12 protein-coding genes are annotated in these 12,611 nt (G+C 64.2%); 3 read left to right on the top strand and 9 right to left on the bottom strand.

Features of this window, described 5'->3' with window-relative positions; genetic code table 11:
• Positions 1–223: 223 nt before the first annotated feature.
• Together idsA3 and J0X27_RS14680 are read right to left on the bottom strand one after the other, a co-directional pair.
• Positions 224–1,276: a geranylfarnesyl diphosphate synthase gene (idsA3, locus tag J0X27_RS14685; RefSeq protein ID WP_207269905.1), complete on the bottom strand. Its 1,053-nt coding sequence runs from the start codon at positions 1,274–1,276 to the stop codon at positions 224–226.
• Position 1,277: 1 nt separating this feature from the next.
• Complete coding sequence (locus tag J0X27_RS14680; protein ID WP_207269904.1) at positions 1,278–2,624, bottom strand: ribonuclease J; 1,347 nt, start codon at positions 2,622–2,624, stop codon at positions 1,278–1,280.
• A 361-nt stretch (positions 2,625–2,985) separates the two neighbouring features.
• Between J0X27_RS14680 and trkA the strand changes: the two genes are divergently transcribed.
• On the top strand, positions 2,986–4,317 hold the full coding sequence (gene trkA / locus J0X27_RS14675) for a Trk system potassium transporter TrkA (protein WP_207269903.1): 1,332 nt from the start codon (positions 2,986–2,988) through the stop codon (positions 4,315–4,317).
• Between the two features lie 138 nt (positions 4,318–4,455).
• Here trkA and J0X27_RS14670 read toward each other — a convergent pair whose 3' ends face one another.
• From J0X27_RS14670 to J0X27_RS14655, 4 genes are all read right to left on the bottom strand, one after another.
• Positions 4,456–4,659 (bottom strand): hypothetical protein, encoded by a 204-nt coding sequence (locus tag J0X27_RS14670; protein ID WP_207269902.1) that lies wholly within the window; start codon positions 4,657–4,659, stop codon positions 4,456–4,458.
• A complete protein-coding gene (locus tag J0X27_RS14665; protein ID WP_207269901.1) occupies positions 4,656–6,212 on the bottom strand; it encodes a TrkH family potassium uptake protein in 1,557 nt (518 codons plus the stop codon). The genes J0X27_RS14670 and J0X27_RS14665 overlap by 4 nt, the downstream gene beginning before the upstream one ends.
• A 127-nt stretch (positions 6,213–6,339) precedes the next feature.
• Positions 6,340–7,026 (bottom strand): potassium channel family protein, encoded by a 687-nt coding sequence (locus J0X27_RS14660; RefSeq protein WP_207269900.1) that lies wholly within the window; start codon positions 7,024–7,026, stop codon positions 6,340–6,342.
• A gap of 143 nt (positions 7,027–7,169) precedes the next feature.
• Complete coding sequence (locus J0X27_RS14655) at positions 7,170–7,412, bottom strand: hypothetical protein (RefSeq protein ID WP_207269899.1); 243 nt, start codon at positions 7,410–7,412, stop codon at positions 7,170–7,172.
• 289 nt (positions 7,413–7,701) lie between these two features.
• Between J0X27_RS14655 and J0X27_RS14650 the strand changes: the two genes are divergently transcribed.
• Positions 7,702–9,240, top strand: coding sequence for a TrkH family potassium uptake protein (locus tag J0X27_RS14650; RefSeq protein WP_207269898.1), 1,539 nt, complete (start codon positions 7,702–7,704; stop codon positions 9,238–9,240).
• A 41-nt stretch (positions 9,241–9,281) separates the two neighbouring features.
• On the opposite strand, the gene J0X27_RS14645 is transcribed toward J0X27_RS14650, so the two are convergent.
• Positions 9,282–10,022, bottom strand: coding sequence for an isopentenyl phosphate kinase (locus J0X27_RS14645; protein WP_207269897.1), 741 nt, complete (start codon positions 10,020–10,022; stop codon positions 9,282–9,284).
• Positions 10,019–11,005: a mevalonate kinase gene (mvk, locus tag J0X27_RS14640; RefSeq protein ID WP_207269896.1), complete on the bottom strand. Its 987-nt coding sequence runs from the start codon at positions 11,003–11,005 to the stop codon at positions 10,019–10,021. The genes J0X27_RS14645 and mvk overlap by 4 nt, the downstream gene beginning before the upstream one ends.
• Positions 11,006–11,122: 117 nt before the next feature.
• Here mvk and J0X27_RS14635 point away from each other — a divergent pair, with 117 nt between their 5' ends.
• Complete coding sequence (locus J0X27_RS14635; RefSeq protein WP_207269895.1) at positions 11,123–12,046, top strand: thiamine-phosphate synthase family protein; 924 nt, start codon at positions 11,123–11,125, stop codon at positions 12,044–12,046.
• Between the two features lie 56 nt (positions 12,047–12,102).
• Here J0X27_RS14635 and J0X27_RS18170 read toward each other — a convergent pair whose 3' ends face one another.
• Positions 12,103–12,336 carry a hypothetical protein gene (locus J0X27_RS18170; protein ID WP_338088541.1) on the bottom strand — a complete coding sequence of 78 codons (234 nt, stop codon included), beginning with the start codon at positions 12,334–12,336 and terminating at the stop codon, positions 12,103–12,105.
• Positions 12,337–12,611: the final 275 nt, after the last annotated feature.

Below are 12,611 nucleotides of genomic sequence, written 5' to 3'. Positions count from 1 at the left end.
CGACGGACTAGTCGTGCCCATCCCAAAACCCTCGCGGTTCCTCGCGATTCGGCGTCTCGACCAGCACCGTGTTCGCCGTCCGGAGAGACGGCCGGTCACCGGCCCGAGCGTCGTCCGATTCGAAAGCGACGCTCGAGGTGACTCATACGGTGAGTTGTCAGTCAGTGTCGGCGAACCCACGGCCCGTTCGTGGGGTCGCGGTCACTCGGGACAGCGGCCCATCTCAGTAGCCGCGTTCGATCAGGTAATCCGCGAGGTCACAGAGCAGCGCGCGTGCTTCGTTGTCCGGCAGAACCTCGAGTCGGTCCTTGCCCTGCGCGACGAGGTCACGAGCGGTCTCGTTGGCGTAGGAGATCGAGCCGGCCGACTCGAGTTCGGCGACCGCGTCGTCGATCTCGGCTTCGGTGACCGCGTCGACGTCGTCGGTGTCGACCAGGTCGTCGACGTCGACACCGCGCTCGCGGGCGTGGACGGTGATCAGCGTCTGTTTGTTCTCGACGAGATCGCTCCCCCGCTGTTTCCCGAGTTGCTCGCTTGGCACCGTCAGATCGAGGACGTCGTCCTGAATCTGGAAGGCCCGGCCGATATCGAGACCGTAGCCGTAGAGTGCGTCGATCGTTTCGTCGTCGGCTCCGAGCAGGATCGCCGGGAGACACGCCGAGGCGGCGTACAGCACGGCCGTCTTCTGTTCGACCATCTCCAGATACTCGTCGGGCGAGACATCGGTCCGTTCCTCGAAGGTGACGTCAAGCGATTGGCCCTCGCAGATCTTCGTACAGGTCGTCGCGAGCACGCCCAGGGCCTCGACGATGCGATCCGGCTTCGCTCCCGTCTCGAGCATGATCTCGAAGGCCTTCGAGTAGAGCGTGTCGCCGGCCAGAATCGCCGTCTCGAGGTCGTACTCCTTGTGGACGGCGGGGACCCCACGCCGGAGATCGTCGTCGTCCATGATGTCGTCGTGGATCAGCGTAAACGACTGGATGACCTCGACGCTGACGGCGGCTGCCATCATGTCGATCGGTCCGCTCTCGTCGAGCGCGGGAAACGAGCGGTACTCCGTCGACAGCGGCTCGGTGTCGGCGAGCGCCTCCGCAGTCGTCAACAGAACGGTCGGCCGCAGTCGTTTGCCACCCGCGTCCAGCAGGTATCGTGAGGCCTCGTAGAGCCGTTCCGGTCGCTTGATCGGCAGCTCGTCGGGAATCGCCTCGTTGACCTGCTCGCGGCGCTGTCGGACCGCCTCGAGTACCGCCTCTTCGCGTGCCTCGGGGCTCGTCATATCAGTCGACCAGCTGAATGAGGTTCCCGTTGCGCGTGACGTGGAGGTCTCGGCCCATCTTGTACCCCTCGCTCTCACAGAGGTTGACGTAGCTCGAGTAGCCGCTCATGTCCTGGTGTGCCGGGATGACGTGCTGGGGCTGGAGGGCGTCGAGCATCTCGTAGTGGCCTTCCTGGTTGAGGTGCCCCGAGACGTGGATGTCGTCGTAGACCCGTGCGCCCTGCATGCCGAGTAGTTTCTCGGCCTGATAGCGCTGGCCCTCGTTGGTCGGTTCCGGAATGACGCGAGCCGAGAAGACGACCTTGTCGCCGTCGTCGAGTTCGTAGGGGGTCTCGCCGCGGGCCATCCGGGTGAGCATCGCGCGGGGCTCGCCCTGGTGACCGGTGACGACGGGCAGGTACTTCTCTTTCCCCTCGTTCATGATGCGCTTGAAGGTGCGGTCGACGGACTTGCGGTGGCCGAACATCCCGAGATCCGCGGGGAAGTCGATGAAGTCCAGTCGTTCCGCGGTGCCGGAGTACTTCTCCATCGAGCGCCCGAGCAAGACGGGCTGGCGGCCGATGTCGTCCGCGAACTCGACCAGCGATTTCACGCGGGCGATGTGACTCGAGAAGGTGGTGGCGACGATGCCGCCGTCGTAGTCCTCCATGCTGTAGAGGACGTCCCGGAGGTGTTCGCGGGCGACGCTCTCGGAGGGCGTCCGCCCCTTCTTGTTGGCGTTGGTACAGTCCTCGATGTAACAGAGGACGCCCTCTCCCTCGCGGCCAATCTCGCGGAAGCGCTCCATATCGATCGGGTCGCCGATGACGGGTGTATGATCCATCCGCTTGTCCAGCCCGTAGACGATCGCCCCTTCGGGCGTGTGGAGGACGGGGTTGATCGCGTCGATGATCGAGTGGGTGACGTTGACGAACTCGAGTTCGTTGCGGTCACCGATCGACATCGTCTCGCCGGCCTCCATCTTGACGAGGTCGTTCTCGACGCCGAACTTCTGTTCGCCCTCGATCTGCTGTTTGACCAGCTCGATCGTAAACGGCGTCGCGACGACGGGGGCATCGTACCGGTGGGCCAGCTTGCTAATCGCGCCGATGTGGTCGAGGTGGCCGTGGGTCGGCACGATCGCTTTGACGTCGCCCTCGAGGTCGCTCATGACCCGATCGTCGGGAATAGCGCCCATGTCGATCAGATCGAGACTGTGCATCTGTTCGGTTTCGACGTTGTCGTGGATCAGGACCTGCGAGAGGTTCAGACCCATATCGAAGATGACGACGTCGTCGCCGGCGCGGACGGCAGTCATCTGCCGACCGACTTCTTCGTAGCCGCCGATGGTTGCGATTTCGATTTCCATGGTTCGTAGCACTGAAAGCCGCTGTCTGGACTCTCATCGAAACGGTCCGCGGACGCCTAGTCGTGTCCGGCCCCGGCGTCTTACAGCACGTCGGCCATCCCGCTATGCGCTCGGTGACGGCGGTTCCGTCGTCGGTAGCTCGCGACATCGCAAGCCCGAACGCACTTGCCCGCGGGTTTCGCTATGGCATCGTACACGCCCAGGTGTTAAAAACGCAGTGGGTTCACTCGCCGCCGGTGGCACCGCCTACCGGCCGATTATCGCATCTCGCCGGCAGGTCTGGTCGCTTCGGGACACCGCAATCCATTTGACGGTCGCACCAAAAGCGGCTCTCACTAACTATGCTTTCGGAGGGATCGTCATGTACGTAATCATCGTCGGTGCCGGCGAGGTCGGCCGCTCGATTGCCGCAAACCTGGAAGAGACCCACGACGTGGTCGTTGTCGATCAGGATGCCGACGTCGTCGATGAACTCACCTACTCGCTGGACGTGCTGACGATCCGGGGCGACGGGACGGACCTCGAGGTCCTGCGTGAGGCCGGGCTCGAGCAAGCGGGGCTCGTCATCGCCTGTACGGACAACGACGAGACGAACGCCGTCGTCTGTGGGGCGGCGAAGGCGACGGCCGAGGTGTTTACCATCGCCCGGGTTCGACGACGGACGCTGCTGGAAACCTGGCAGGGTTCACAGGGTGCCTTCGGCGTCGACTTCATGGTCTGTACCGACCTGCTGACTGCGCAGGCGATCTTTCGGATCTCCGGACTGCCGAGCGCACACGACGTCGATACGTTCGCCGGCGGCCTCATCCGTATGGCCGAGTTCGACATCCCCCCGGAGAGTCCGATCGCCGACCGGACCGTAAGCGACGCCGACTGCTACGATTCGCTCACCTTCGCCGCGATCTTTCGGGACAACGAGATGGTCGTCACGAGGGGTGACACGGTCATCCGGGCGGGCGACCGCGTCGTCGTCATCGGCAGCCCTGCCTCGATCAACGAGTTCGCCGACGAGGTCGCCACGATGCCCGAGGAGGCGGAAGAAGTCGTCATCGTCGGCGCGAGCGAAATCGGCTACCAGACCGCCCGCGAGTTCGAGGACCACGGCTTTCGACCGCGAATGATCGAACGCGACCACGACCGGGCCCGCGAGGTCGCCGAGTCGCTCCCGAACACGATGGTCATGGAAAGCGACGCGACCAATTCCGAGTTCCTCGCCCGCGAGCACGTCGGCGAGGCCGACGTCGTCGTCGCCGCCCTCGACAGCGACGAGAAGAACCTGCTCGTCTCCCTACTGGCCGACCGGCTCGGCGTCGACCGCACCGTCGCGATCATCGAGAACCCCGAGTACGCCGACCTCTTCGAGACCGTCGGTGTCGATGTCGCGATCAATCCCCGCGAGGAGACCGCCGAGGAGATCATCCGCTTTACCCGAACCGACCACACCGAGAAGGTGGCCATGCTCGAACACGACCTCGCGGAAGTCATCGAGATCGAGGTCGGCGAGGAGAGCGTCCTCGTCGGTCGGGAGATCGCCGAGGCGACCGACGACCTCCCCGAGGGCGTCGTCATCGGCGCGATCTCACGAAGCGGTGAACATATCACGCCGCGTGGCTCGACGGTCGTTCAGTCCGGCGATCACGTGATCGTCTTCGTCGACGCGGCCGTCCTCGACGAGGTCATCGAACTGATCTAGCCGACTCCGCCCGTTTCGCACTCTGCGCACCGTTGTCGTACCGAGTCGTCTCAGTGAGCGACGCGGTCGGTTCCGACTCGGTATCCGTGGCTCGTAGACACCGATCGAACATCGCTCCCGAACGCGATCGAACCCGCTTCAGGTTCGAACACCGCGGAAGAGGACGTACGCGGCGAAGAAACCGACGTAGGCGGCCGCGAGTCCGGTCGTGAGACGCGACCGACCGACGAGAGCAATGACGAGGATCAGGAGGGGACCGATCAGCAAGAGCGAATCGAAGACCCGATCTTCGGCACCCGCCTCGAGGAGTTCGCCCACGATCGGAACATCGCCGACGTTCATCGGTACAGCCCTCCGCGGTCGAAGACCGCTCGCAGCGTCACCAGGACGGGAATGATCTCGAGGCGGCCGATCCACATATTGAACAGGAACATGATCTTGCCGACCGTCGGCAGCGACTCGGGGCCAGTGATCCCCGCAGAGAGGCCGACGTTACCCTGTGCGCTCGCGACTTCGAAGATGACGTTCTCGAGCGTGTACTCGCCTTGCGGGAGTATCAGGAGGAGCACGAAGATCCCGATACCGAGGAAGAAGAACCAGAGAGCCGCGATAATCGCCGCCTCCTCGAACTCCTGGCGGACCTCCCGTTCGTCGAGGCGGCGACCGTTGATCTTCAGCCGGCGAACGGCCGTCTCGGGATAGAAGACGTCCCCAATACGGAATCGAATTCCCTTCAACAGGGTCAGCGCTCGGATCAGCTTGATCCCGCCGACCGTCGACCCGGCCGCGCCGCCGACCACCATTCCGAACACGACGGTGAGTTGGGCCTGTGCTGGCCAGCGACCCAGCGCGACGTTCGTCGTGTCGGCAGCGGTCTGGAAGCCAGCACAGGTCGCGGCGGAGACGAACTGGAACGAGCCATACCGGAACGCCGTAAACAGGGAGTCGTACGTGTCACCGACGTACACCAACACGGTGAGCAGGGCCGTCCCGATCCCCATGTAGATGAACACCCACCGGGTCTGCAGGTCGGTATAGAGGTTCCGCAAGTCGCCCTGGAGGATGAGATAGTGGACGGGGAACGCGATGCTGCCAAGCAGCATGATCGGGAGGAGCGCGAAGTCGATGGCCACGCTGTCGTAGGTGGCGATCGAGTTGTCGGTAATCGAGAACCCGCCGGTCGCCAGCCCCGTCATCGCGTGATTGATCGCCCCCCAGATCGGCATCCCGACGACCCACAGCAGCAGGATCGAAACGAACGTAAACAGGATGAAGATCCACCAGATCGTCTGTACCGTCGAGACGATGCTCGGATGGATCCGCTCGGAGCGGGCCTCGCTCTCGTAGAGGGTCAGCGAGCCGCTCCCCGGCCGGGCGAGGATCGCCGTCGTGAGGACGATCACGCCGACACCGCCGATCCACTCGATGAACGAGCGCCACCACTGGAGCGTCCGCGGTAAGACCTCCTCGTTGTCGGTCATCGTTAGCCCGGTCCCGGTAAAGCCGCTCATGCTCTCGAACAGCGCGTTGAGCGGCTGCGTAAACGCCGCGAGCGTCGGCGTCGACGCGCGTGACGCTTCCCCGAGGACCGGCGGCGCGAACTCGACCGTCCACGCGATGAGGTAGAAGGGCAGCGAGCCGAAGATCGCGACGCAGAACCACCCCACTGCGGCGATGATCATCCCGTGTAACTTTCCGGGTCTGGCCGCTTTCCGGAACCTCGTTCTGAAGGAGTAGCCGATAGCGAACGGGATCACTCCGGAGACGATCAGCGCCGGAATCGCGTAGTATTCGCCCCAGACGAGCGGAACGAGAATCGAGACGAACATGAGGCCGGCCAGCGCCTCGAGTATGCGCCCGAGGTCCCGGCCGATCGTTTCCGTTGCCCCATTCATCTGTTAGCCCCTGTCCAGTCCGGGCTCAAATACACGACGGAATCGTGACGAGACGCTCGCGGCCAGTCGGTAGAGGACGACCATCGTGGCTGCCCGACGTGGGGCTGCGATCCGTTGTGTGCGACCATCATTCTGCCCGGTCTTCTGGGTGGCCGAACACGTCCGTGAGGGTGGGTTCCGCTCCGAACGCCGAATAGACGGTGAGCAAATCGTCGGCCTCGATTCTCGTGTTCCCTCGCGGCGTGATCGGTGGATCCTCCCCTTCGCGTTCGATCGCAACGATCAGGACGTCCTCGGGGAGGAGGTCGTCGTCCGCTGCCTCGATGAGCGTCTTCCCGTCGATCGGCGCGTTTTCAGTGACGGTGATCTCGAATACCTCCGCCTTCTCGCCGATTCGCATGTAGTCGACGATCGCCGGGCGGGCGACCGCCCGGTAGAGGTATTCGGCGATGAGTTCCTGTGGGTTCTCCATCGTATTGACGCCGATCTGGCGGAACACGTTCATGTGTTCGGGGTCGTGAACGACCGAGACGATATTGGGAACCTCGTGTTCCTGCGCGAGCAAACAGACCATAATGTTGGTCGGATCTCGATCGGTCGTACTGATCAGCGCGTCCGTCTTCTCGATCCCGGCGTCCTGAAGCGTATCGTGAGCCGTCGCATCGTCGTTGAGGATCAGACAGTCGTATTGACCGGCGACTCGGTCCGCTCGCTCGGGGTCGTTCTCGATGACGACGACCTCGTTTCCCGACCGAGTTGCGATATCGATGAGCGGCATCCCGATATCGCCCGCGCCGACGATGACGATATACATTGCATCGGATTTCTTGCGAGACCATTGAAAATATATCGTTTTGGAGACCTCGATCGGCGGCGTCGACATCGCGTGAGACCCGAACGGTTCTCCACCTCGTCCCGTCGGCACGGATTCCAACGGAAACTACTGACGCGACGGCATCAGTTCCAGGGCGGATCCCGCCGTTGTGTTCTCGCTCGGTCTTTGGATTCCGCCAGAATCCGCTCGATCGCCCAGCCGGCCCACAGGAAGACGACCGTCATGAAGGCGGCCATCTCGAGCCGAACGACCGACCCGTATCGAACGGCGAGCACGAGGGCCATGATCGTCACCGCGGCGGCGACGACGCCGAACACGTCGTAAAACGAACGTGGGTGACGAACGCTTGGTAATCGAACGCTCATGGTCTGTAGTAACAACTGAAACGAGTTACACACTGATCGCAACGCTGTCGTGCGATCAGGTGTGCAATGACTTCCAGTTGCGACTATAGTATACGCACAGTTCGTATATAGATCCCCGTCCCACACCCGGGGAACGGTACTCGTTGCCCGGAACTGCCCGCGTTCCACCAGTAGTGATCCGTACGAGGGATCGGTCGCGACGGACGGCGACTTACGATGGATTAATGAGACCGAACCAAAATGCCGTTACATACCGTGTCCAGACGTGACTGCGCGAGTGGGGTGTACGATGCGGATCCGTACTGACTGGCGCGCCAGTGTCGCGCTCGTCGGAACCGTGCTCAAGTATCTCTCCGTCCCACTGGTGATTCCGATCGTCGTTGCGCTGATCTATAGCGACCCCGTGTTCCCGTTCGTCGCGACGATCGTCCTTACGATCGCCATCGGCCACGGCCTCGAGCAACTCAGTCCCGAGCCGGATCTACAGGTCCGGGAGGCCATGCTCTTCGTGGCGATCTCGTGGTTGGCCGTCGCGATGATCGGTGCAGTCCCCTACGTGATCGCGGGCTGGGGAACCGAATCGACGCTCGCTCATCCCGTCAACGCCCTGTTCGAGTCGATGTCGGGCTTTACGACGACCGGGGCGACGGTCCTCGGGAGCATCTCGCTCGAGGATCACTCCCACGCGATCATGATGTGGCGACAGCTCACCCAGTGGCTCGGCGGGATGGGGATCATCGTGTTGATGGTCGCGATCCTCCCCGAGCTGGCGGTCAGCGGGGCACAACTCGTCGAGTCGGAAGCGCCGGGACCGCAGTTACAGAAACTCACGCCGCGCATCGCCGAGACGGCGCGTATCCTCTGGCTCGTCTACTTCGCCTTTACCGTCGTCTACATTGCTATCCTCTACGGATTCAATTTGGCGGGGATGGCCGACAACATGACCCTCTACAACGCCATCGCCCACGGGTTCACGACGCTCCCGACGGGCGGGTTCTCACCGGAGGCCGACAGCGTCGCGGCGTTCTCCGCGATCGTCCAGTGGACCGCCATCCCGTTCATGATCGTCGCCGGGACCAACTTCGCCCTGTTCTGGCACGTCTTCAGCGGCGACGGTCATCGATTCGTCCGTAACTCCGAGTTCCGCGCCTACGTGAGCGCGATCGCCGGGCTGACGGTCCTCCTCGCCGGGATGCTCTACGTCGGTACCGCGCCGGCACTCGGGGATCTCGGCGGCGTGACGGAAGGCGTGGTCGAGAACTCGCTGCGACAGAGCGCCTTCCAGATCGCGTCACTGTTGACTTCGACCGGTTACGCGACCAGCGACTTCGCGGCGTGGTCCGGGACCGGCAAGGTCGTACTCCTGTTCGCGATGCTCGTCGGCGGCTGTGCGGGCTCGACCGGTGGCGGCGTCAAGGTCGTTCGATGGTTGATCGTCTTCAAGGTACTGCGCCGAGAGCTGTTCACGGCGTCCCATCCCGAGGTCGTCCGCCCGATTCGACTCGGCGGCAACGTCGTCGACGAGGACGCCATTCGCGGCGTCCTCGGATTCACGTTCATGTACCTCTTCATCTTCGCTCTCGCCACGCTGGTCATCATGCTCGACGCCAGCCGAATCGGTTACTCCCTCGAGCCACTCGAGGCGTTCAGCGCGAGCCTCGCGACGATCGGGAACATCGGCCCCGGGTTCGGTTCGCTGGGCCCCTTCGGGAGCTACCTCGAGTTCCCGTACAGTTCGAAACTCCTGATGGTCTTCCTGATGTGGATCGGCCGTCTGGAGATCATCCCCGTTCTGGTCCTCTTCACCGGCGGGTTCTGGACGCGTTGAGACGGTCTCGCCGCTTCTTCCCTCGTCTCCCGCGCTCGTTCTCAGTCGATCGTCGTCCCCGGATTCTCGCCCTCGAGGAACGACGCGAGCGACTCGAGGCCGAAGATCGACGCCGCAGCCTCGAGACCGAGCAGCGTCCGCACTTTGCCGGCCATCCCGCCGGTCACGTCGGTCGCCTCGCTGGTCCCGAGCACGTCGGCGACGGTCTCGAAGTCGTCGATCCGGTCGATCACGGCGTCCCCGTCGTCTAACACCCCAGGGACCGTCGAGCACAGCCCCACCCGATCGGCCGAGAGCGCTCGAGCGAGTTCCGCCACGAGTTCGTCGCCGCTGACGACGGTCGCACCCGCGCCGGCGTGGGCGATCACGTCGCCGTGGAGGACGGGGACGAACCCCTCCGCGAGCATCGTTTCGACCTGCCCGGTCGGCAAGTCGAGCTCCCCCTTGCTATCGCGGGCGGCTGCCGAAAAGGGATGGACCGGCACCGCCTCGACGTCGCGCTCGAGTAGTCGACGCAGGACGAACTGATTCAACGTCGTCATCGCGCCGTGGATGTCCAGCGCTGCCGACGCGTCGTGGGTCCCCTCGGTCGTGGTGACGCCGTGCTCGCTTGCGTTGTGGTGGCCGAAGCTCCCGCCGCCGTGGACGATCACGAGGTCCTCGGGACCGCTCTCTCGTGTCGCCGCGATCGCGTCGGCCGCGCGCTCGAGGGCGTCGCCGTCGAGGGTTTCCGGCCGGTCCTTCTCGGTGATGACGCTGCCGCCGAGTTTCAGAACGATCATTCGAGTCGCTCCACACCCGTTTCGGCGAGTTCCGCGCGGAAGGCATCTTCACAGCCCGGGGTAAAGGAGAGGGCCGTCTCGGTCTCCGGCGTCGGATCCAACGCGGCGATACAGCCACCCCCGCCAGCCCCGATGAGCTTCGCGCCGTACGCGCCCGCGTCGCGGGCCGCCCAGACCATCGTGTCCAGGGAGCGCGAGGAGACGCCCAGCGCCGAAAGCAGGCCGTGATTGAAGTTCATCAGTCGGCCGAGTTCCTCGAGATCACCGTCGGCAAGCGCCGCCTCGCCGTTGCGCACGACGTCGCCGATCGCCGCGATCGTGTCGGCAGCGAACCCGTACTCCTCGCGCAGGTCGCGGACGCCTGCAACCAGCTTGCCGGTGTCCCCCGCGCCGCCGTCGAACCCGATCACGATCGGTACCTCGGGTGCCTCGAGCGAGCGGCAGTCGTCACCCTCGACGCGGACCGCGCCGCCGGTCGCCGAACAGAACGTATCGGCCCGCGAGGCCTGGCCGTCCTGGACCTGGTACTCCGTCCGATAGGCCCGCTCGGCGAGTTCGTCGGTCTCGAGGGTGACACCGAGCTCGCGGGTGGCGGCGTCGATAGCCGCCACGACGACTGCGGCCGACGACCCGAGTCCCGCGCCCAGGGGGATGTCGCTCTCGATGGTCACGTCGAACCCGACCTCGTCGTTCCCGGTGACGTCCCGGACCTGCTCGATCGCGCCGTCGACGTACCCCATCGCGGCGTCGAGCAGCGATTCCGAGACATCGATGTCCGGCCCCTCGTCGGCCGTTCCGTCGTACTCGACCGTGAATCCGTCCAGACTGAGATCTTCGGCGTTGACTCGGAGTTTCCCGTCGTCGCGTCGCTGTACGCCGACCCGCGCCCGCTGCTCGATCGCACACAGGACAGTCGGCTCGCCGTAGACCACCGCGTGCTCCCCGAGTAGATACACCTTGCCGGGAGCGCTCGAAAGTGTCATGCCCGGCCGTTCGTCCGACGATGATTAATAGCTATCTTTGTCGCCGCCCGGTAGTCATCGGGCGGCCGTGATCGAATCGGGGGCGGACTTATGATCGTACAGTCGAACGTCGGTCGTATGTCGCTCGTCTTGCCCAGCGAACTCGTCGTCGATCGGTTCCTGCCGACGGTCCGGGCGATGCTGGCCGCGCGCCTCGCCGACCGCGGACTGACCCAACGGGAGATCGCCGCCGAACTCGGCGTGACCCAGGCCGCGGTCAGCAAGTACGTCGGGGGCGAGAGCGGCGGTGACGACTGGTTTCGGAACGACCCCGAAACCGTCGCCACCGTCGAACGCATCGCTGACGGACTGGCCGGCGGCGAGATGGACGGCTACGACGCGCTGGCCGAACTCCTCTCGCTCGTCCACAGCCTCGAGGATCGGGGCCCGATCTGTGAACTCCACGAGGAGGAGATGCCCGAACTGCGGGGGCTCGGCTGCGATCTGTGCGTTCGCGGCCTCGATCCCGACGTCCGCGCCGAACGGGACGTCCTCGCGAACGTCCGGACCGCCACACGCACGCTCGCCTCGATTCCCGGAATGGACGACGTCGTCCCGAACGTCGGAACCAACGTCGGAATGTCGCTTCCCGAACCAGGTGACGAAACCGACGTCGCCGCGGTCCCCGGCCGGATCTACGCCATGGGCGGCCGGATCGAAATCCCCGCGAATCCCGAGTTCGGCGCGTCGAAACACGTCGCGACGGCCGTCCTCGCCGCGAACGATACCGACTCCGAGATCCGGGCGGCGATCAACGTCGCCACCGACGACGGCCTGCTCGAGGCCGCTCGCGAGCGAGGACTCGAGCCACTCGAGTTCGACGCCGACTACGAGGACCGCGGCGAACACCTCCGCGAGCGGTTCGCCGCCCGCGGCACCGTCCCCGCCGTCGCCTACCACCAGGGCGCGTTCGGGATCGAACCCGTGAGCTACGTCTTCGGAACGACGGCAGTCGAGGCCGCCGAACTGCTCGAGGCGCTGCTCGAGACGATTTCGCCGTGAGGCTTGCGTCAGTACTCCCTGGCGGTTCATCGTGGAACCAACCGCCCAGTCACCGTTCACCTACGAAGTCCATACTCCGACCGCTCGTTCTCGCGTTCCTGCTCGAGCGTCTGACAGCCGACGACCAGCCGATCCGGGATCGCTTCGGTGTTCGCGTACAGACTCTCGAGGACGACGCTCGCGTCCTCGAAATTGCGGCCGCGATATGCTCGTAACGGCTCACGATCCCACTGTACAATGTGGCTCTCTGCTAACAGCGGGAGGTGGTGATGGCGCAATTCGAGCCGCAACCGATCGGGGTCACCACGTTCGGATTCAGTGCAACGTCCGGCAAGGGGACGGATTCACCGGGCGAGACGTCGATCAGGGCACCGATTATCTGTCGCCGCGGTTCGGCCGAGAGAACCTCGAATATTCGATTCCATCGACGGATGACCTCGGTGGGAACGCTCTGCATAGTAAATCGAACGATAACGTCCAACACAGTAAATATTGGGGCATGGTAACATGCCTATTGATCCATACTGGATCACCCTCTCCGTCGCTACTGAAGGTCAATGCACAC

Origin of the sequence: Natrinema longum, from assembly GCF_017352095.1 — an archaeon.
Classification (GTDB): domain Archaea; phylum Halobacteriota; class Halobacteria; order Halobacteriales; family Natrialbaceae; genus Natrinema; species Natrinema longum.
This window is presented reverse-complemented; position numbering and strand designations above follow the sequence as displayed.

Excerpts from the sequence above, each read along its gene's own strand:
- J0X27_RS14670 (WP_207269902.1), bottom strand. The coding sequence starts at position 4,659 with ATGAACGTCGGCGATGTTCCGATCGTGGGCGAACTCCTCGAGGCGGGT.
- idsA3 (WP_207269905.1), bottom strand. The coding sequence starts at position 1,276 with ATGACGAGCCCCGAGGCACGCGAAGAGGCGGTACTCGAGGCGGTCCGA.
- J0X27_RS14655 (WP_207269899.1), bottom strand. The coding sequence starts at position 7,412 with ATGAGCGTTCGATTACCAAGCGTTCGTCACCCACGTTCGTTTTACGAC.
- trkA (WP_207269903.1), top strand. The coding sequence starts at position 2,986 with ATGTACGTAATCATCGTCGGTGCCGGCGAGGTCGGCCGCTCGATTGCC.
- J0X27_RS14680 (WP_207269904.1), bottom strand. The coding sequence starts at position 2,624 with ATGGAAATCGAAATCGCAACCATCGGCGGCTACGAAGAAGTCGGTCGG.
- J0X27_RS14650 (WP_207269898.1), top strand. The coding sequence starts at position 7,702 with ATGCGGATCCGTACTGACTGGCGCGCCAGTGTCGCGCTCGTCGGAACC.
- J0X27_RS14665 (WP_207269901.1), bottom strand. The coding sequence starts at position 6,212 with ATGAATGGGGCAACGGAAACGATCGGCCGGGACCTCGGGCGCATACTC.
- J0X27_RS14635 (WP_207269895.1), top strand. The coding sequence starts at position 11,123 with ATGTCGCTCGTCTTGCCCAGCGAACTCGTCGTCGATCGGTTCCTGCCG.
- J0X27_RS14645 (WP_207269897.1), bottom strand. The coding sequence starts at position 10,022 with ATGATCGTTCTGAAACTCGGCGGCAGCGTCATCACCGAGAAGGACCGG.
- mvk (WP_207269896.1), bottom strand. The coding sequence starts at position 11,005 with ATGACACTTTCGAGCGCTCCCGGCAAGGTGTATCTACTCGGGGAGCAC.
- J0X27_RS14660 (WP_207269900.1), bottom strand. The coding sequence starts at position 7,026 with ATGTATATCGTCATCGTCGGCGCGGGCGATATCGGGATGCCGCTCATC.